Genomic DNA, 19637 nt, shown 5'->3' with positions numbered 1-19637 from the left:
CTGCGGGAGGCTTTGCTGCGTTTATGCGTTTAAAGTCCGCCTTCGAATCCTAACTGACGCCAGGCTTCATAGGAGACCAGCGCGACGGTGTTGGACAGGTTGAGGCTGCGGCTGCCTTGTCGCATGGGAACGCGCAAGCAGGACTCGGGACCCAGGTCGTCCAGCATCTGCTGCGGCAGGCCGCGAGTCTCTGGCCCGAATACCAACGCGTCTCCGGCGGAGAAGGATACTTCGTGATAGTAGGATTTGCCGCGAGTGGATAGCGCGTAAACCTTATTGGGACGTACGTCATCCAGAAATTGTTGAAAATCCCCGTGTCGTTTTACTGGCGCGTACTCATGGTAGTCCAGACCGGCGCGTTGCAGTCTCTTGTCGTCCCAGGTGAATCCAAGGGGCTCGATAAGATGCAGGGCGAATCCGCAGTTGGCGCAGAGTCTTATGATGTTGCCGGTGTTAGGCGGGATTTCCGGTTGGAATAAAACAATATTCAGCACGTTCAGGCTCTTTTTGATTAGGCGTTCCGGAAGCGTCCGGGCGTTTGAGTAATGCGTTTATCTCGTCGTGGCGGGCTGGGCGCGCCGAAAGGCGTCTATTTTTTCTCTTACTGGGTCTTTCTGCAATCATTTGAAGAACGAATCTGCGTATTCTTCTGCCAATGCCTCTCTCCTTGCTTTAAGTAGTTTGTATTAATAATTTTAGTTGTATAACTACTTTCTCTGCGTTATGTAATGTTTCTTTGCCTGATAGACGTATTTCTGATCAATCCTATCGCAAAAACTACTTAAATTTATCTCGTAATCGTCTGTATTTTATGCCGTTTGTAGGCTTTTTGTTTCTGCCGGTCAAACGTGGCTAATTGGTGTGGATTGGTTAAATGCTTAAATATTAGTTAGAATTAAAAGCTGTTTTTTAATTGAGTCTAACAATAATGCGTACCCGCACCCCCATTGGAGGCGTCTCTGACAATGCCGCCGAGCCCTTGTCGCAGAAGGCGTCTGGGATGGCGCGGCGGCATAGACAAGCAACAGAAGCCACTGATGAAAAATAAGTTAGTTGTTAAGAATTTGTACAAGATATTCGGCGCTGAACCGGACGCTGCGCTGAAACTCCTTAACCAGGGCGTGGACAAATCGGAGATATTTTCCCGAACCGGGCAGACGGTAGGCGTCTGCAACGCCAACTTCGAAGTCAGGGAAGGCGAAATATTTGTTGTGATGGGGTTGTCCGGCTCCGGTAAATCAACGCTGGTGCGTTTGCTTAATCGATTGATTGAGCCTTCATCCGGCAATATTCTGGTGGACGATGAAGACATTATCGCCATGAATGACGAGGCGCTTCTCAATGTCCGCCGCACCAAAATGAGTATGGTGTTTCAATCCTTCGCGCTCATGCCTCACCTCAACGTCGTTCAGAACACCGCTTTTGGTCTTGAGCTATCCAGCGTTCCTTTGGCCGAACGGGAGTCCCGAGCCATGGAAGCGCTGGAAAAAGTCGGCTTGAGCGCCTACGCCAACAGCTATCCTGACGAGCTGTCCGGGGGGATGCAGCAACGGGTCGGTTTGGCCCGCGCCCTTGCGAATGACCCTCATATCCTACTGATGGATGAAGCATTTTCCGCATTGGACCCGCTGATTCGGACGGAAATGCAGGACCAGTTGCTGCAACTGCAGGAAAACGACAAACGCACCATCATATTCATCTCTCACGACCTTGACGAAGCCATGCGTATTGGCGACCGCATCGCCATTATGGAAGGCGGTCGCGTGGTGCAAGTGGGCACGCCGGAGGAAATCCTCAATAACCCGGCGGATGACTATGTGAAATCCTTCTTCCGCGGCGTGGATGTCACCTCCGTGTTGAGCGCCGGCGATATCGCCCGTAAAACTCAGGTTACTCTGATCGAAAGAGAAGGGATGGGAGTACGTTCCGCGTTGCAGCGCTTGAAAGAACATGACCGGGATTTTGGTTATGTGGTCGGTCCGGACCGGAAGTTTCACGGCGTGGTGTCAGTGGATTCACTGCGCGCCAGCAGCCAAGCGGAGGCGCAGAAAATTACCAGCGCCTACTTGTCCGAAGTGGAGCCGGTGACGTCGAATGTTTCATTGGGCGATTTGATTGGCGCGGTTGCGCAGGCGCCTTGCGCCCTCCCTGTGGTGGACACCGATGGCCGCTACGCCGGCGTCATTAATAAAGCCACGCTGCTTGAAGCGTTGGATCGCAGCAATGCAAACGGTCATAGCCGGGCATAAGCCGGAAATAGTTATTAGAGGTATTCATGGCTGACGATAAACAAGCTTCCAATCCCTGGTCCACTCCGGCTGAAGATGCGCCGGAACCTTCCGCCAACCCATGGGGCGCTTCGGCGGGCGATGGCGCGACGGCGAACGAACCGGCCCCAGATACGGCGACGGGATGGCTGGACATGCCGGCGGATGCGCCGCAACAAGATACCCCATTTGATATTTTCGATCCTTTTCAGGATGCGTTGATTCCTCTCGACAGCTGGGTCGAGCAGGGGCTCGACTGGGTGGTCAACCATTTTCGTCCGGTCTTTCAGGCCGTTCGCTGGCCTATCGACATCACTCTCAGTTCTATTGAAGCGGGGTTGCAGGCAATCCCGGCCACATTTGTGATTCTGTTTTTCGCGCTCTTGGCGTGGCAGTTATCCGGTCGTAAATTGGCGATCGGGTCATTGATCAGTTTGACGCTGGTGGGGCTGATCGGCGCCTGGAATGAGGCGATGGTGACCCTGGCGTTAGTACTCACTTCCGTTTTGTTTTGTCTCCTTATAGGCTTGCCCACGGGCATCTGGCTGGCGCGCAGCGAACGCGCGGCCTCTGCAGTGAGGCCATTGCTCGACGCTATGCAGACCACCCCTGCGTTCGTCTATCTGGTGCCTATTGTTATGCTATTTGGCATTGGTAATGTGCCAGGCGTAGCGGTGACGATTATTTTCGCTCTGCCGCCGTTAATTCGTTTGACCAGCCTTGGCATTCGACAAGTGCCGGAGGATCTGGTGGAAGCGGCGCGCTCTTTTGGCGCCAGTCCACGGCAGCTTCTGTTCAAGGTGCAACTGCCACTGGCGACCCCGACGATTATGGCGGGAGTCAATCAGACGCTGATGCTGGCGCTGTCCATGGTGGTTATTGCGTCCATGATCGCGGTAGGCGGTCTGGGACAAATGGTATTACGCGGAATCGGCCGGCTCGATATGGGGCTGGCGACGGTCGGCGGCGTTGGCATTGTTCTGCTCGCCATCATGCTGGACCGTATGACTCAGGCCTTGGGTCGAGACGCCCGTAGTCGTCCGACCCGTCACTGGTATGACGCCGGCCCGGTTGGGCTGGTGCGTCGCTGGATGGGGAAAACCGTAGAGGCCTCCTGACGTCGCAACCTATATCGGGCGGCGTCTATTGACTGGCGTCGCCTTGATTCATCCCTCGATAAATAAGTCATCGAAATTACTGATAACAAACAGGAGAAATTGATGAGCTTGAAGAGTATTAAGAGCTGTTTTGCTGCGCTGGTTATGGGCGCGGTTTCATTCACAGCGCATGCGGAGAGCATGCCGGGCAAGGGCGTAGAGGTGCAGCCTCTGAAAAGCTCCATTGCGGAAGAGACGTTTCAGACCTTGTTGGTCATGAAAGCCCTGGAAAAACTGGGCTATGACGTCAAACCTATTAAAGAAGTGGAATACGCGACCGGCCATGTCGCACTGGCCAACGGCGACGGTACATTTATGGCGGACCACTGGGACCCGCTGCACGTGGATTTCTTCACCAAAGCCGGCGGCGACGAAAAGCTGTACCGTGAAGGCGTCTATTCCTCTGGCGCGTTGCAGGGTTATCTGATCGACAAGGCCACGGCGGACAAATACGGCATCAAGAACATCAAGCAGCTGCAAGATCCAAAGCTCGCCAAGTTGTTTGACGCAGATGGCGACGGCAAGGCGGATCTGGCTGGCTGTAACCCTGGATGGGGCTGTGAAAAGGTCATCGAGCATCACTTGGACGCATACGGCCTGCGTAAAACAGTCGCCCATAATCAAGGCAGCTATTCCGCCATCATTGCGGACACCATCGCTCGCTACAAGCAGGGCCAGCCGGTGTTGTACTACACTTGGACGCCATACTGGGTCAGCGGCGTGATGGTTCCTGGTAAAGACGTAGTCTGGTTGCAAGTGCCGTTCTCTTCTCTGCCAGGAGAGCGCAAAGACATCGACACCAGCCTGCCAGATGGCAGCAACTATGGCTTCCAGGCGAACAATCAGCGCATCGTCGCCAATCTGGAGTTCGCTAAGAGCAATCCAGCGGCGGCCAAGCTGTTCTCCATTATGAAAATCAGCGCCAACGATATCAGTGCGCAAAACCTGCGTATGCGCGATGGCGAAGACAGCGCTACGGAAATCGAGCGTCATGCGGATGGTTGGATCAAAGCCAATCAGAAGAAATTTGACGGCTGGTTGGAGCAGGCTCGCGCTGCGGCCAAGTAGGTTCTGAAGCGACGTCTGTGGTCAAACGGAGAAGCGGCGCAGTCATGCGGGCTTCTCGACCACAGACTTTATTTTCCTCTCCTTTCTCTTTCTTTTATTCCGTACTTATTCCGCTCATAAGCTGGTGAGCGCGCCTGTCGTTTGTCCCTATTTAGCAGTGTCTATATTGGATGTCTTTGCCGTAAAGGCTGAGGTGAAACCTCCCCTATGAAAGAGGAGGTTTATAGTGAGTGCGAGATGAGATGATTATCTCTCTACCGCCAGCGCTACGCCCATGCCGCCGCCGATACAAAGCGTCGCCAGGCCTTTCTTGGCGTCACGTTTGATCATTTCATGCAGCAGGGTGACTAGAATGCGGCAGCCGGATGCGCCAATGGGATGGCCCAGGGCGATGGCGCCGCCGTTAACGTTCACCTTGGCGGTGTCCCATTCCATATCGCGATTCACTGCAATGGCCTGGGCGGCGAAGGCTTCGTTGGCTTCGACCAGATCCAGATCTTCCACACTCCAGCCGGCTTTATTCAGGCAGCGGCGGGTGGCGGTGACCGGGCCGACGCCCATGATGCTGGGATCAACCCCCGCGTTAGCGTAAGCGGCGATAGTGGCGATGGGCGTCAGGCCAAGCTCTTTGGCTTTTTCTTCACTGCACAGCATGACGGCCGCGGCGCCGTCGTTCAGGGAAGAGGCGTTGCCTGCCGTAACGCTTCCGTCTTTTTTGAAGGCGGCTCTCAATTTGCCCAGTGACTCTGCGGTGGTTCCATGTCTTGGATTTTCATCTTTGTCCACGACAATAGCGTCGCCTTTGCGTTGCGGTACGCTGATGGCGCAGATTTCCTCTTTGAAGCGATCTGTTTTCTGCGCAGCTTCCGCTTTCTGCTGCGACTGCGCGGCGAAGGCGTCTTGCTCTTCGCGGGTGATGCCGTATTTCTCAACGATGTTTTCTGCGGTGACGCCCATGTGGTAGTCGTTGAAGGCGTCCCACAGACCGTCTTTGATCATGGAGTCTTCCAGCGTCCAGTTACCCATGCGCTGGCCGTCGCGGGATTTTGGCAGCACATGCGGCGCCTGACTCATATTTTCCTGTCCGCCGGCGATCACGATATCGGCATCGCCGAGCATGATAGATTGAGCCGCCAAATGTATGGCTTTCAAACCTGAGCCGCAGACCTTATTGATCGTCATGGCGGGGGKGGAATTGGGCAGGCCGGCATTAATGGAAGCCTGACGCGCGGGGTTTTGACCGCATCCTGCGGTAAGCACCTGACCGAGCAGCACTTCATCGACTTTGGCGGGATCGACGCCGGTTTGCTCCAGTAACTTTTTAATCACCGCCGATCCCAGTTGGTCGGCGCTGAGCGTGGCGAGGGAACCGCCGAATGCGCCCACTGGGGTGCGGGTGGCGGCGACAATGACGACCTTCTTCATATGAAATCTCCTTTCAATCCGTCAGTGTGTGAACTGATGCTTTGTCATCCTCAAGGCGTTGACGTTTCCAGGCCTGGAGGATGAGCATACTTATTGATGTTGTTTTTTATAATAACGCTTTGGTCGAAGATGCAGGCAATCGTCCGCCGGCTTGAGTCAGGTCAAGCTGTCGTCTTCGTCGTCTTCGTCGTCATCTTCGTAGGTCTCTGGCGCATAGTCGCGCTTGAAGCGTTTAACCGCGCTGATGCGGCGACGCTGAATTTCCTCTCCCAGCCTGGCGCCGGTATAACCCTGGGCCACCAGCTCCTGCGGCTGAATCTGCTGACACGCCTCCAGGACGCCGCGCAGATAGTCCGCCTGAGGATAAGGCTTTTGCTCCCATCCAGTACGGCCACGGGCGTCCGCCTCGCAGGCGAGCAAGAACAGTTCGAAACGATCCGGCCGGCGCCAGGCGTCGCAGGATTGCAGCAGCTTCACCAGGGTGTTGGCGCGTAACTCCAGAGCGCGATGGCAATGGGTGTGGTACTGGCAGGCCATCAGCGCCAGTTCTTTGAACAGCTTGGGCGCTTTGACCCGCTCCGTCAGCGCTTTTACCAAATCGACCCCGGCCGCTTCATGGTTATGATGTTTGGGCCATGCTTCCTGTGGCGTGACGCCTTTGCCCAGATCATGAATCAAGGCGGCGAAACGCACTTCTTCCCGTTCGCTCAACAGGCAGGCTTGCTCCAACGCCATCAGGCTGTGCAGACCGGTATCCACTTCCGGGTGGTATTGCGGGGCTTGCGGCACGCCGAACAAGGCGTTTAATTCGGGGAAAATATCCTGCAACGCGTGGGCGTCTTTCAGCACCTGAAAGTAAACCCGGGGCTGCTTTTGTCCCAGGGCGCGCACGGTTTCCTGCCATACACGCTCCGCTGTCAGCGCTTTCAGTTCTCCTGACGCCTGAATGTCCTGCATGAGTTGCAGAGTTTCAGGCGCGACAGTGAAGCCAAGATCGGCGTAACGGGAGGCGAAACGGGCGACCCGCAACACGCGCAGTGGGTCTTCGGTAAAGGCGGGAGAAACGTGGCGCAGAATGCGCGCTTCGAGATCCTGGCGTCCGTTGAAGGGGTCCACCAGATTGCCGTCGTCGTCCATGGCTATGGCGTTGATCGTCAGATCGCGACGCAACAGATCTTCTTCCAGAGAAATATCCGGGGAAAAGTCGCAGATAAAGCCTGTGTAGCCTTTGCCGCTTTTACGCTCCGTGCGGGCGAGGGCGTGTTCTTCTTTGCTGTCGGGGTGTAGAAACACAGGAAAGTCCGCGCCGACCTGCTGATACCCCTGTTCCAGCATCTGCTCAGGAGTAGAGCCGACCATGACCCAGTCGCGGTCTTTGACAGGCAGGCCGAGTAAGGCGTCACGTACGGCTCCGCCCACTAAATATCGTTGCATAGGGTTTCGAATAGGTAATGATTGAAAGGGTAGGTTACTTGGAATGACCAGGGGTCACAAGGTCGTCAGACCGGTGAGGCAAGATCGTTCCGCTATATGGGCGCATGAGATCGCCCAGTGACGCAGAAGAAGTCACCATGAGATTGCCTAATAGTTTGATTGTTAATGTAATTCTATTTCTTTCTCCACTTCCCAGACCGTCTTGGCACGAACTTTTCTATAAGACTCTATACAACGCGGGCGTCATCGGACGTCGCCGCAGGAATTGTATTGGTACTGAGGGCTTCCAGCGTGAGTAAGCAGATTCAAGCAGTTGTATTGGCGGCGCTCGCCAGCCTGTTGTCGGCCTGTGGGCTGTATGGTCAGAAACAAGAGCCCATTGACGATAACATCGGCAAAGACCCCATCGTGGTGAGAGTGTCAGGGTACGCCACCTATGAGGACCCCCGCCACGCCACGTCCCAGCGTCACCGTCTGCTGGCGATGCGCGCGTCGAAGCTGGACGCTTATCGCGCTTTGGCGGAGCGCATCTACGGAACGGTGATCTATGGCTCTTCCACGGTGGAAGCGCTGGTGATGCAGAATGACGGCTTCAAAACCATGGTGGACAGCGTGATTCGCGGCGCCAGGGTGATGAGCGTGTCGGAATTGCAGGGCGGTGGTTTTGAGACGGTTCTGGAGGTGGTGCTGGAGGCAAGATTTCGCCGCTGCCTGACTAACGTCAACTACTTCCGCTACACCGAAGAATGCCGCATGCCGTTGCCCCATAGCGACCCGGACTTGCGCGCCAGTATGGACTCTCCGGCAGGCGCAGCGGGGAGCAGCACCGGAACCGGTCTGTACTTTCTTGATGGCGATGTGAAGAAGTGAAACCCGGGGGCCTATCATGACGCTGTTATTCAACCGAAGACTGTCGATGCTGTCGTTGTCCGGCGTGCTCGGGCTGCTGCTCACTTTAGGCGCTGGAGCGGCGCATGCAGAGTGGGTGCGGGTCACGGGGCGGTCTTTGATATACGGTGGCGATTACCAGCAGGCGCGCAAGGCGGCGCAGGAAGACGCTTTGCGGCAGGCGGCGCTGATGTTTGGCGCGGAGGTCTCCAGCACGGATCAGATGGAGTTGGGGCGTTTAACCCAATCCAGCGTGAGCGTGAGCAGCCGCGCTAAAGCCAAGCGAGTCGTTCCGGTTAGTGAAGAGGTGGAAGACGACACATTAGTGCTAACCGTAGATGCGGATATGTACGAGCAGCCGTTGTGCGACGGCGCCTCCGTCAATGCCTACCGACGCAAGCTGGCGCTGTTGTCTTTCTCTCTGCAGGACCCCCGACAAGCCTCCGTCGGCGGCTTGTATGGCGTGGAGCGTGATATCCCCAGTTACCTCAATCAGCTTCTACAATCTTCTCCACGTCTTGCTGTGCATGAAGCCAGTCAGTTGCATCTGTACGATGAACTCGCTAATGCGCCCACCCATGAGACGGAGCAGCGCACGTTGACCAAAGCGGTGTCGGCGTCGCGGGATCTTGGCGTGCAGTTTGTGGTGTCCGGCGTAGTCAGGAACATGACTCTGCGCGACCCGGAAGGGCTGAAACGCTCCGTTCTCAACAATACGCTGCGCTTCGTAGGTTTGAAGGACACCTACCGGGTATTCGATGTGGAGATGTTTATCCATGATGGTTTTAGCGGAGCCATTCTGTTTCAGAAGCGCTATCGCACCGGCGCCGATTGGGAGGCGCGGGCGGATGAACATTATGGGTTGCTGTCCGCCGGGTTTAACGAAATGGAGTATGGCCGGGCGGTGAAACGGGCGCTCATGAGCATGGCGGGCGACATTGAAGAGAATGTGTCCTGTCAGCCGTTTATGACTCGCATCTCGCGAGTGGAGGGGCGTCAGATCATGTTTGAGGCGGGCGCCAATGCAGGCATTCGTCCGGGAGATACTTTCCAGGTCTATCGTTCACGGCAGTTGTTTGACGCAACCCGGTTCCAGGGAACCGAGCTGCGCGATGTCAAACTGGCCTTGCAGGTGGATCAGGTGCAGCCTGAGTTTTCCATTGGCCGTCTGAATATCGACCCCACCCGTCTGAACATTCAGATGGATGATGTCCTGATCCGCTGGTGATCTGTGCTTGTTTACCTGTTACTGGTTTACCTATTACTGGCTTACAGATCGCTATGCGGACCAAATACCTCATAGTGGATGCGTTCCGCATCCACGCCGCACGACAGTAACTGCTTTTTCGCCATGGCCATGAATGGCGTGGGGCCGCACAGATAGAAGCGCGCCTGCGCCAATGGAAGCGTTGCCGCAACACTGGGAATATCCATCAGGCCCTGCGCCTGATAGTCGTGATCCAGTTGATCCTCGCTGCGGGGCTCGCGATACCAGACATGCGCGGACAGGTTTTTCTTCATGCCCAACAAGTCGCCCAGGCGATGTTTGAAGCTGTGCTGCGCGCCGTTTTCGCAGGCGTGCAGATAGTGAATCGGCGCATCGTCGTCTGCCGCGCTCAAACGTTCCAGCATGGACATCATCGGCGTCAGGCCGACGCCGGCGGAAATCAGGACGGTGGGGCGGCTACGCTCTTCATGCAGAACAAAGTCGCCTGCGGGCGCCATGAGTTCCAGCGCGTCTCCCTCTTGAACATGATCATGCAGATAGTTGGACACCAGGCCGGGCTGTTCTCCGGACTCCCGTTTTACGGATATGCGGTATGTGGCGCCGTTAGGCGCTGCCGACAGAGAGTACTGACGAATCTGCGCATAACCATCGACGGTGGGTTTGACCTTGACGCCGATGTACTGACCCGGTTGAAAGTCGATGACCGGGTCGCCATCCTTGGGCGCCACCACAAAACTGGTCACCAGCTCGGACTCCTTTTGTTTTGACTGCACGATAAACGTTCTAGTTCCTTTCCAGCCCCCTTGGGCGCTGGCGCGTGTCTGATACAGCTCGCCTTCCTTCGCAATGAAAATGCTGGCGAGAAACTGATAGGCCTTGGTCCAGGCGTCTCTGATTTCTGGAGTGAATGCGTCGCCAAGCAGTTCCTGCAGCGTTTCCAGCAGGTGATGGCCGACGATGTCGTACTGCGCGGGTTGGATATTGAAGCTCGTGTGCTTGTGAGCGATGCGCTCGACGGCGCTTTGCAGCGCTTCCGGCGTTTCAATGTGCTTGGCGTACGCGGCGATGGCGTTGAACAGGGCGACCTGTTGCCCGCCTGAATGTTGGTGGCTGCTGTTGAAAATATTCAGCAGCTCGGGATTGTGGCTGAACAATCTGCGGTAAAAATGCTCAGTGATCGCCACGCCCCCGCTTTCCAATACCGGGATGGTGGCTTTGATGGTTGTGATAGTGTTGGAATCTAACACTCTAACTCCTTCTTGGATGGTAAATAGCGTTATGGATGTCGTGTTGCGTCATGAGTCATGACGCGTTCAGTGGTGTAACTAAGCGCGCGACAGAAAACCGCTGCGCGCTTAGGTGAAAATCAGGTCAATCAATACGTCTCATGTTTGTCCACAGTGGGCGGCGGGCAGTGGCGTTCAACCGGGTTTTCCATCTGCGCGCGGCGCATTGAGAATGCCGGCGTAATGAATGACGAACAGTAAATAAGCCAGCGCCCAAAGCGCTGCGGAAATGCGCCAGGCGGCGGGAGCCGACATAAGCAGCGGTAGCCCTGCGCGCACCACAGCCGCCGCCAGGATCAACGCAAACGCCCAGGACATCAGTGCTGGCGGCTGTAAAGGTCGGCCGGTGTGTCCCAATGAGACCCGGGACATCATCGCCAGAATCATGCCGCCGATGGCGCCGACGGTCACCAGATGCAAAGCGTCTGCGAAGTGCACGCCTTGTGACAGCAGACTCAGGCCCATGCCTGTCTGCCCGAGAGCCAGCGTCAGATAAGAGAGATGCAGCGACCACAACAGCGGCGCGCCGAATGTTTTCAGGCTGCGCCAGTGCGCGATCCGCAAGAGTTGCAGCGCGCCTGTTGCCAGCAACAGCACTGCGACGGTCAGCGTCAGTGAAGTGAGAAAGCGTTCGCTGAAAAAAGCCAGCGCCGTCAGAGGCGTCAGCAGCGCCAGGGCTTTTTCCAGCCAGCCGGGCGTTGTGATGGCGTCAATCTCAAGTCCCCGTTGTGTGAAAAATGGAATGACCCGGCCACCTAAAAGGGTGATCAAGACACCCATCATCAGGACGCCGGTATTAAGGAGATGCAGAGCCAGTCCCGCATCACTGGCGGCGATGGAAGCGATGTCCAGTGTCGCCATCAATATCAAAACCGGAGCGATGATCAGATTGCGGTGATTGCCTGAACGAACCAGTAAGTTGATGAACGCCAGCGCCGACAGGGCCCACCACAATATCTCCGCGACAATGGCCAGGCGTAGCGCGTCGCCGCCGAGAAAGAAGGCGACGCGGGCTGTCAGCCAGAGCAGAACTAATGTCGCCAGCGCTTTGTTTTTCACGCTGGGTAAGCCGGTCCATGTCTGCACCGCCGTAAGCAGAAATCCCACGACTATCGCTCCGCCGAACCCAAACAGCATTTCATGGCCGTGCCAGACGACCGGCGACATGGCGGTGAGCCAGGGCGCTGAGCCATTCAGCAGCAATATCCAGTAGGCGATGGCGGCAACGGAGAACAGCGCGCCAAACAGAAAAAAGGGGCGGAACGCCAAACCCAGTAATGGCAGGGTTGTGCGCGGGTTGCGGTCGCTGACGATTGAGGTCATGAGATTTTAATCAGCCTCCATTCAAAGCGATGCGGCGATTGCCGATCAGACGTAAAACATAGCCCAGTTTCAGAGCGCCGGCTGACACCACCATGGTGATATGGGCGGCGACTTGTTGTCCGATGCTGAAGTTGTCCGCGTAGGGGTAGCAAATCAGCGCGGTGGCGACGATAACGAAAATGGACGTCACCAGCGTTCTGTCGCCAATCTTCATCAGTCTGGCGGCGAAACCGTCGAGGGTTGCGTTGGCCTGGTTCATAGCATTCCTCCTCAAGATGCGTATTAACCGGAAGTGTTGATTCTGTATTTGCAATTGCTTTGCCAGTTTGGAATGCCCTGAAATTAAAGGGAAAAGCGCTGGATTTAAGCGACGGGAGGGTTAAAATGACCCTGATAAATCGAGTCTAAAAGACATATAAGGGTTTATTTGATATGACCGATGCGCCTCTCTCCGTGTTAGTGGAGATCGCTGTGGATCTCGCCAATAGCCTGACCAATGAAGACCGCTTTGATCGCTTATTGAGCGCCGTGCGCCACGCCATACCCTGTGATGCGGTGGCGCTGCTCGCTTTGCGCGAGGATGTGCTGGTTCCATTGGCGGCGCAGGGGTTGTCTCCGGATATTCTGGGACGGCGCTTCAAGGCGGATGAACACCCGCGTTTCGAACGTCTGACGCAGTCGCGCCAACCGGTGCGCTTCGCTGCCGACTGCCAGTTGCCGGACCCCTATGACGGTCTACTGCTGGCGACGCAAGGGGATCTGCCGGTGCACGCTTGCATGGGATTTCCCTTGTATTCGGACCATCGCCTGATCGGCCTGCTGACGCTGGACAGCCTGAGCGCCGGCGTGTTCGACGATATTTCCCAGAAGACGCTATCTATTCTTAACGCTCTGGCAGCTGCGACATTACGATCAGCCGAACTGCTGAACATGCTGGAGTACAAGGCCAGTCACGCCCATGAAGTAGCGTTGGCGCTGACCCAGGAGGCATTGAGCCGTGATGGCGGCGAACTGATAGGCGAAAGCGTCGCCATGGCGCAGTTGCGGCGGGAAATCCGGCTAGTGGCGTCCTCGGACTTCAATGTGTTGGTGACCGGGGAAACTGGCGTGGGGAAAGAGCTGGTCGCCCGCACTTTGCACATGCAGTCGTCCCGCTGCAATGAGCCGCTGGTATACGTCAACTGCGCCGCCGTGCCGGACGCCCTGGCGGAAAGCGAGCTGTTTGGTCATGTGCGCGGCGCCTTCACTGGCGCCAACAGCGATCGTATGGGCAAGTTCATGCTGGCGGATGGAGGCACCCTGTTTCTCGATGAAATCGGCGAGTTGTCAGTGGCGGTGCAGAGCAAACTGCTGCGAGCGCTGCAAAGCGGAGAAGTGCAAAAAGTGGGGCGGGATAAACCGGAGAAAGTGAATGTGCGGGTGATCGCCGCCACTAATCGGGATCTTGCGCGGGAAGTGAAAGCAGAAACGTTTCGCGCAGACTTATATCATCGTCTGAGCGTCTATCCCATTCAGGTTCCGCCTTTGCGCGAACGGGACCAGGACGTTTTGCTGCTGGCAGGTTATTTTATCGCTGCGACGCGGCGCAAGCTGGGTATGGAGCAGATTCGTCTGGCGCAGGCGGTGAATGAGGCGTTGCTGGCATACTCCTGGCCGGGAAATGTGCGCGAGCTGGAGCACACCATCAGCCGTGCGGCCCTGCGCGCCAGAAGCCAGCAGGCGGGGAAGCGGATTGTGACGATCTTACCGGAGCACTGTGATCTTTCCGTTCCGCTTTCCTCCTCAACTATGTCGCAGTCAGATCATACTGTCTCCTCTGAGCTGGCTTCATCGCATAAGCCTGTTAACCTGAAAGAAGAAACGGAACGGTTTCAGCGCGAACTGATTCATCGCACTTTAACCGAAGAGCAGGGCAATTGGGCCGCCGCCGCCCGCGCCCTGTCTCTGGACCGCGCCAACCTTATCAGGCTGGCCAAGCGGCTGGGCGTTCATGTGGAAAGGCGGCATGCCGTCGTGCGCGACAAACCGTAGTTCGCAACAACAATAGTTCGCAATAAACAACCGTTCGCAATAAACAATAGCGCGCGAACAAAGACCGGAAATCGAAAACTGGAGTAGTCGTTTATGTTCTGGAAAAAGCAATACAAGGGTCAGAATGAAGTCGAACTGTTGAGCGATCCCAGGCCGCATCATTACATGTTCGCCCACATCGCCATGCGTAAGTTTTGCGAAAGCGATCCGTTACAGTTATTCGCCTTGATCCCTACCGAAGAGCGATCGCACCTGGTGGATTTTCTTTGGTCCAAAGTATGCGAAAACTGCGACGCGGAGGGCAAAGCGGATTTTGATCCCGGTGACATTGAATTCGCCACCTTACGGGTGAAGGAGTATCCGACGATTCTAATGAAAATGCCTGAGGCCAAAGCTGTCGCGGAGGCGATGCTGGTGGCGATAGTGCTGACGGCGGGACCGGAGATGAACGTAGAAAATGGGACGCCTCCATTCCGCTATTTTACCTTAGAGCTTGGCGTAAGCACGGAAGGTGGACTGCGTACCGTTATGTGTGAGTGGCGCGGCGATTCTCACGCTAATATGGGAGACGGCCCTGAACCGGAGGCGAGCGCGTTTTTGCAGCGCGTGGAGAGCCTCGTTTAAAGGGGCTCCGAACGCCTCGAAGACTTTACAGTGATATGACAAGGGCTAGACTTATAGCCACCCCCATGAATATTGCGGCGGGAAGTCATGCTGGTCTCACGCTGGTGCTGTTTCTTCGTGTTGATGCTATGTCGCGCCCTGCCAACTCATGCTGAAACGGCGGGAAGCGCGACAGCGACGTTGGACGTCTACATCTCTGAATATCCTCCCTTCTGCTACACGGAAAATGGCGTCGCCAAAGGCATGGCGGTTGAAACCGTTGAGGAAATTATGCGAACGGTAGGCGAGGCCTATCCTATCCAATCCACGCCCTGGAAACGGGGTCTGTATTATTTGGCCAACAGGCCCAACGCGGCGTTATTCACAGTCACTCGCACAGAACAACGAGAGTCGTTATATAAGTGGGTGGGGCCGGTGGCGATTTCTAACTTGGTGTTTTTCGCCGCTAAAGACTCCAATGTTCAGATCAACAACATGGACGACGCCCGTGCAGTGTCTCGCATCGGTACGGTACAGGGGTACTCCGCTGAAAAGCTGTTGCAACGACAAGGCTTCGCCAATCTGGTCAGTAGCCCGGGGAGTGAGCAGTTTAATCCGGGTAATTTGGTGCGGGGCTATCTGGATCTTTGGGTGACGGTGGATGTGGTGGGCGTATTTACCGCCAGGTTGCAGGGCATAGACCCCGGACTGATGAAAATCGTTTACGTCATCCAGGAACAGCCCAAATATATCGCCTTCTCCAAAGAGGTTCCGGATAGCGTGATTCAGACTTGGCAGGATGCTCTGGATGAAATGAAGCGGGACGGGCGCATGCAGCGCATTACCCGGAAGTGGCTGGGAGAGCGTTGATTCTCAGCAGATTGCTTTAGGTCTGCGAATGCTGAACAGGGGAGAGGCTATCCATTTCGATACGCCACAAAACCAGGAGCATTTCAGTCAGCTCCAGATCCGTCACGGTATCGCCGTAAATACTGAACAACGCTTTGGCGTAGGCGATGCGCAGATCCTGGCTGGTTGGCTGTGCGTACTCCGGGTTTTGCATCAGTTCGCCGGTCGCCCGCATCACGGCGGCCTGCCACCGGGCGGAGGTCTTGGGACCTCCGGCGGTGTGTTGAATCAATCTATCCTGCTCCAATCGCAATAACGTAGGGTCCTTTAACGTTTCATGCCGCTTGAGAGGTTTGCTGGCTTTTAACATGGCGGACAATATCAAGCGTTTCCTGTTTGAATGTGTCGTAGTCAATTTGCTGGGCGTTGATAAAGGTGCTGCCCATCATGGAAAGCGCGCCCATCAGGCTGGCTTCGGCGATCTCATCGTCAGTGGCTCCAAAAAGCCGGGCGGCTTCGGTATGGAATAAGGCGCAGTATTTACAGCGGGTCGCGCCGGACACCGCAAGACCAATCAGCTCTTTGTATTTATTGGGGACTTTGGTTTCCGACAGCCAGAAATCCCGGGCCATTGTCCAAAAGCCGTTCACACCGCCTTCGGGCATCTGTCTTATCCATTCCGGAACCAGTCCCAAGGTTTGCTCGATTTCTCGATAGGTTTCTTGAATTGTCATGTGACACCCCCTTGCTCCCCCGTTAGGGAAGTCAAATCAGTATAACACCAGGGGTAACCGGTTTTTCCCGGGCGGTGGCTCGCGCTGAAAAAACGTCATTTTTTCAAAAGGTTGCCTTTAGATTTTTTGGCGCCTACAGAGTGACCGTTTATAACATTGCGGCAGAAGCGAAGAGGGCGGGAGTACTGCTTTATTTGACTTCAACCTATTGAATCAAAGAGAAAAAACCGTCTGTAATGTAGCGGGTGTCCCAAAATACGAAAAATGATGTATTATTGCGGCTCGTTTTCAGACGAAATCCTGACAGCGCCCGATGATATACACAGACGAAAAGCGAATCCTGAATCCCACAGGCAAATCAATGACCATATGGATAGAGCCCTGGGCTCTTGAAGTGGAAGTCCCCCCGGGAAAAACCGCCTTATTCACTGCCGACAGCGAAACGGCAGGCCAATTCGAAGTGCGGATCAAAGACGACACCTACACCATTTACGCCTGGTGCGGCAGCAGCCTGAAAGTCACCATCGACGGAGAAAAAGTCTGGGACCTGGACACCCTTAGAGTGCCGGAACTACCAGAAGGCGTCACCGTACGCAACTTCGTGGAGATGAGTTTTGAGGGGGAGAGTGGGGTTGTTTGAGGTGGGTGCTTAATGCGCTAACTCGTGCGGCAGTGGCTATAAAGTTGTGATCGATTTGTTAGCTGCGCCGCGCTATCAAAGATCGCGATACTTCGCTGAAAGCTCTTGGTAAAGCCCATTTAAATACTCATCTTCCGGATAGCGCTCTAAATCCTTCCTGAATTTCTCTAGCCAGTATTTTGAGCGGACAATATCGTTACAATTATCGATGTATAACTCTGCAATGGTGCTGCTTATGAATGCTCTGTTATTCAGGTCACTTATTTCGCAAGAGTTTATGTATGCTTCTTTAAGTAATGTAAGCTTTAGCCTGAATTCATCTATGTATTCCGCCTTCGTGCTGAGTATAGACGGTAGCGGGCCATATTTTTCTTCTAGTTTATCAAGTTCTAAAAGAAGCTTCCTTTCTATCAATGAAGCATCCACGTCAATTGCTGTCATGTTGGCGATTTCACTGGCTAATTCCACAATGGTTTCCCATTCGTAAATATCTATACCATCGCTGGTGGTTTTCATTGTGTTGTTGCCTCTATTAGCTGTTTGGGCGATCTGGAATGAATGCGGAGTGAGTCAAGAATCTCGCTGTTGAGAAAAGTTTTAGCTCACTCTATTAAAACTACTAGCTTCGTTCTTGAGTAGATAACACCTTTGATGACTAAAAAGATACTAAAGCCTAGCAACGCAATCCATATGCTGTCGAAGCTTACTAAGCTGTAAAGCGCTAATGCTAATATAACGATGCTGGATAATATGTGGTCAATATACCAGAAGATTATCCCTCTTCTCATAATGGAGGGGGTTACTAGCGTATAACAGTTGGCGCAATGCACTGAGTACCCTGGGATAACTGCAGAGATGGCGATTTTATAGCTTGAAATTGACTGTTTTAAGCATGAAGGACACTTTCTCATATATATTTCCAATTGAGCAGTGATAAGCTAAGTTTGAACTCACTATAACGCACAGTATATAGCTTCCGTATACTAGGAGCTGAAAGTAAGTGAGATGCAAGTCATGAGGATTGTGGTGACGAAAAATAAAATCCCGATGCATGTTGTTTCCTCGACAATGCCGTTCTATCGGGCTTGGCTTCTTTGCAGATACATAGTGCGATTTTCCTGGACTCTGCCCCATTACTACACAGGCTGGCAGAGCGATGTCTTTTAACAATATTGGATAATAGTTGCTGCTACAAGTTACTTAGATAATGTTTTTATCCAGCTTTCTATTTCTTCATATTCTTTCTGTGTTACATTAAATGAGTTTAGCCGTGGAGGGTACGACTTTTCCTTTATTCCAAGTAGAAGAAACCTTACTTCTCTATCAATGTCTGATGGTCTGCTACCAAGACTTGAAGAAGAGTAAGAGGATACACTCATACAGGATGCCTTGTTGCCTAATAAATTTTTTAAGTATTTAACACTCTTGATGTCTGGCCAACCTATCGTGGCGCCTTTAATGAAAATGTGTCCATCTGGCCTAGATAATAGTAATTCCAAAAAATCTTGAATGCTTAGCTTATATAGATCGTTAGAATCTAGATGAATACTAGACGGCATATCCGATTCAAAAGAGTGTGCTTCCAGACTTATCGAGAGCAACAAGCAAAAAATTAATACTGTTTTCATTTGCTAGGGAAACTCTGGATAACCTATGGTTATCCCAATATCCATCAACATTGTATGTTTGACCCAACCACATCTGGCTTTTTTCAACAACTTTCGTTCTATGTCCGCAGCTCTTTCCACACTATAAGAAGATTGCTGAAGGCCGCCAATTGATATAATCGATTTCTGTTCTTCGCCAGGCCTCGATAGCGGACTTTGTCATAACCAAACACTTGCTTGATGTTGCGGCATGGATACTCCACTTCGGCCCGGATGACGGATACGGCGGCCGACCATTCTCACCCCTAGGATAATGACGGGCGACCTTCTCTAACCATTCCCGGGGAATCGGCTTATCCATCTGGTCCAGAAAGATTTCTTGGCGGGTCTTACGCTTTTTTATTCTGGTATTCGGCTTCGGAAAAAGTCATCTGTTCCATGAAAAGTGTTCCTGCTGAGTTGGGCTGCCGTATTATGACTGATTCTTGGGGTTATTCAGAGGTTCCCTAATTCTTTCTGGTTCATTGTCTACCTATCCTTAACCCTGCTATAGGGTACTAGTGACAGGCAGATACACAAATTAAATTACAGTCTCGTGTAGGACGTTTCTACTCATCTGGCGCATACATGTACTTTAAATAGTGCTCTTTGTAGAACTCATCTAAACTCAGGTTCGATTCGTATAACTCTGACCATAACTCATATCCATCAATTAATTTTTTTCCATCTTGTTTGTACGCATGCTGTTCATTGTGTGCTTCAAATTCATTTTCTAATGCATAGGCTTCAGACTCTTCTTTTCCTTTTTCATGAGCTTCTTCAAAGTCTTTTGCATGAATGCAAACGATTCTTTCTTCGAATACGTTGGCGCCTGACTTTTTTACTCCAAAATGATATAGGTTTCTAACTGCATACCAATTCATAAAAATATCACTTCGATTAAATGTATGCTGATAAATGGCTTTGCTCGTATTCCAGCTGTCATTTTTTATCCCCTTTCTTCCTGAAAATTAGAAGGAAATATAAAGCTAATATAATTATTAGGGAAAGGCTAATAGAATAAACTAACGCTCCATATATTTTTTCCTCTAATTTCA

The 19637-nt window shown here is 53.5% G+C and carries 19 protein-coding genes and 1 pseudogene; 9 read left to right on the top strand and 11 right to left on the bottom strand.

What is annotated here, in order from left to right; translation table 11 throughout:
• Window positions 1-29 precede the first annotated feature (29 nt).
• The gene (gene trmL / locus KP814_RS20970; RefSeq protein WP_216738602.1) at window positions 30-494 is read right to left on the bottom strand and encodes a tRNA (uridine(34)/cytosine(34)/5-carboxymethylaminomethyluridine(34)-2'-O)-methyltransferase TrmL; all 465 of its coding nucleotides are present in this window, start codon (window positions 492-494) and stop codon (window positions 30-32) included.
• A 543-nt stretch (window positions 495-1037) separates the two neighbouring features.
• Here trmL and proV point away from each other — a divergent pair.
• The 3 genes from proV (at window position 1038) to proX (ending at window position 4492) form a co-directional block, all read left to right on the top strand.
• Window positions 1038-2249: a glycine betaine/L-proline ABC transporter ATP-binding protein ProV gene (proV, locus tag KP814_RS20965; protein ID WP_216738601.1), complete on the top strand. Its 1212-nt coding sequence runs from the start codon at window positions 1038-1040 to the stop codon at window positions 2247-2249.
• Between the two features lie 26 nt (window positions 2250-2275).
• Entirely contained in the window at window positions 2276-3385 is a 1110-nt protein-coding gene (proW, locus tag KP814_RS20960; protein ID WP_216738600.1) for a glycine betaine/L-proline ABC transporter permease ProW, read from the top strand.
• A gap of 102 nt (window positions 3386-3487) precedes the next feature.
• On the top strand, window positions 3488-4492 hold the full coding sequence (gene proX, locus KP814_RS20955; RefSeq protein ID WP_216738599.1) for a glycine betaine/L-proline ABC transporter substrate-binding protein ProX: 1005 nt from the start codon (window positions 3488-3490) through the stop codon (window positions 4490-4492).
• 246 nt (window positions 4493-4738) lie between these two features.
• On the opposite strand, the gene KP814_RS20950 is transcribed toward proX, so the two are convergent.
• Window positions 4739-5917, bottom strand: a complete 1179-nt coding sequence (locus KP814_RS20950; protein WP_216738598.1) for an acetyl-CoA C-acetyltransferase — start codon at window positions 5915-5917, stop codon at window positions 4739-4741.
• A 156-nt stretch (window positions 5918-6073) separates the two neighbouring features.
• A complete protein-coding gene (locus tag KP814_RS20945; RefSeq protein ID WP_216738597.1) occupies window positions 6074-7351 on the bottom strand; it encodes a multifunctional CCA addition/repair protein in 1278 nt (425 codons plus the stop codon).
• Between the two features lie 291 nt (window positions 7352-7642).
• On the opposite strand from KP814_RS20945, the gene KP814_RS20940 reads away from it, so the two are divergent.
• Together KP814_RS20940 and KP814_RS20935 are read left to right on the top strand one after the other, a co-directional pair.
• Window positions 7643-8221, top strand: coding sequence for an LPP20 family lipoprotein (locus KP814_RS20940; protein ID WP_127973098.1), 579 nt, complete (start codon window positions 7643-7645; stop codon window positions 8219-8221).
• Between the two features lie 16 nt (window positions 8222-8237).
• Window positions 8238-9467, top strand: coding sequence for a flagellar assembly protein FlgT (locus KP814_RS20935; RefSeq protein WP_216738596.1), 1230 nt, complete (start codon window positions 8238-8240; stop codon window positions 9465-9467).
• A 41-nt stretch (window positions 9468-9508) separates the two neighbouring features.
• Here KP814_RS20935 and hmpA read toward each other — a convergent pair whose 3' ends face one another.
• The 3 genes from hmpA to KP814_RS20920 form a co-directional block, all read right to left on the bottom strand.
• Window positions 9509-10714, bottom strand: coding sequence for an NO-inducible flavohemoprotein (gene hmpA / locus KP814_RS20930; RefSeq protein ID WP_216738595.1), 1206 nt, complete (start codon window positions 10712-10714; stop codon window positions 9509-9511).
• Window positions 10715-10888: 174 nt separating this feature from the next.
• Entirely contained in the window at window positions 10889-12076 is a 1188-nt protein-coding gene (locus tag KP814_RS20925) for an NnrS family protein (protein WP_216738594.1), read from the bottom strand.
• A gap of 10 nt (window positions 12077-12086) precedes the next feature.
• Window positions 12087-12335 carry a hypothetical protein gene (locus KP814_RS20920; protein ID WP_216738593.1) on the bottom strand — a complete coding sequence of 83 codons (249 nt, stop codon included), beginning with the start codon at window positions 12333-12335 and terminating at the stop codon, window positions 12087-12089.
• A 173-nt stretch (window positions 12336-12508) separates the two neighbouring features.
• Here KP814_RS20920 and norR point away from each other — a divergent pair, with 173 nt between their 5' ends.
• The 3 genes from norR to KP814_RS20905 all read left to right on the top strand — a co-directional run bounded on the left by norR (window position 12509) and on the right by KP814_RS20905 (window position 15580).
• Entirely contained in the window at window positions 12509-14107 is a 1599-nt protein-coding gene (gene norR / locus KP814_RS20915; protein WP_216738592.1) for a nitric oxide reductase transcriptional regulator NorR, read from the top strand.
• Window positions 14108-14200: 93 nt separating this feature from the next.
• On the top strand, window positions 14201-14731 hold the full coding sequence (locus KP814_RS20910; RefSeq protein ID WP_216738591.1) for a hypothetical protein: 531 nt from the start codon (window positions 14201-14203) through the stop codon (window positions 14729-14731).
• An 87-nt stretch (window positions 14732-14818) separates the two neighbouring features.
• The gene (locus KP814_RS20905) at window positions 14819-15580 is read left to right on the top strand and encodes an ABC transporter substrate-binding protein (RefSeq protein ID WP_216738590.1); all 762 of its coding nucleotides are present in this window, start codon (window positions 14819-14821) and stop codon (window positions 15578-15580) included.
• Window positions 15581-15596: 16 nt separating this feature from the next.
• Here KP814_RS20905 and KP814_RS20900 read toward each other — a convergent pair whose 3' ends face one another.
• The gene (locus KP814_RS20900; RefSeq protein ID WP_253938528.1) at window positions 15597-15851 is read right to left on the bottom strand and encodes a hypothetical protein; all 255 of its coding nucleotides are present in this window, start codon (window positions 15849-15851) and stop codon (window positions 15597-15599) included.
• Between the two features lie 43 nt (window positions 15852-15894).
• Window positions 15895-16293, bottom strand: a complete 399-nt coding sequence (locus tag KP814_RS20895) for a carboxymuconolactone decarboxylase family protein (protein ID WP_216738589.1) — start codon at window positions 16291-16293, stop codon at window positions 15895-15897.
• A gap of 361 nt (window positions 16294-16654) precedes the next feature.
• On the opposite strand from KP814_RS20895, the gene KP814_RS20890 reads away from it, so the two are divergent.
• Window positions 16655-16933, top strand: a complete 279-nt coding sequence (locus KP814_RS20890) for a hypothetical protein (RefSeq protein ID WP_127973091.1) — start codon at window positions 16655-16657, stop codon at window positions 16931-16933.
• 75 nt (window positions 16934-17008) lie between these two features.
• Here KP814_RS20890 and KP814_RS20885 read toward each other — a convergent pair whose 3' ends face one another.
• The 3 genes and pseudogenes from KP814_RS20885 to KP814_RS20875 form a co-directional block, all read right to left on the bottom strand.
• The gene (locus KP814_RS20885) at window positions 17009-17449 is read right to left on the bottom strand and encodes a hypothetical protein (protein ID WP_216738588.1); all 441 of its coding nucleotides are present in this window, start codon (window positions 17447-17449) and stop codon (window positions 17009-17011) included.
• Window positions 17450-18659: 1210 nt separating this feature from the next.
• A pseudogene (locus KP814_RS33470) lies at window positions 18660-18812 on the bottom strand (transposase); the annotation flags it as partial.
• A gap of 336 nt (window positions 18813-19148) precedes the next feature.
• Window positions 19149-19463 (bottom strand): DUF4288 domain-containing protein, encoded by a 315-nt coding sequence (locus tag KP814_RS20875; protein ID WP_216738587.1) that lies wholly within the window; start codon window positions 19461-19463, stop codon window positions 19149-19151.
• Window positions 19464-19637: the final 174 nt, after the last annotated feature.

Origin of the sequence: Hahella sp. HN01, assembly GCF_018986435.1 — a bacterium.
Classification (GTDB): domain Bacteria; phylum Pseudomonadota; class Gammaproteobacteria; order Pseudomonadales; family Oleiphilaceae; genus Hahella.
Note: the sequence above shows the minus strand (reverse complement) of the source record. Positions and strands in the feature narration are given on the sequence as shown.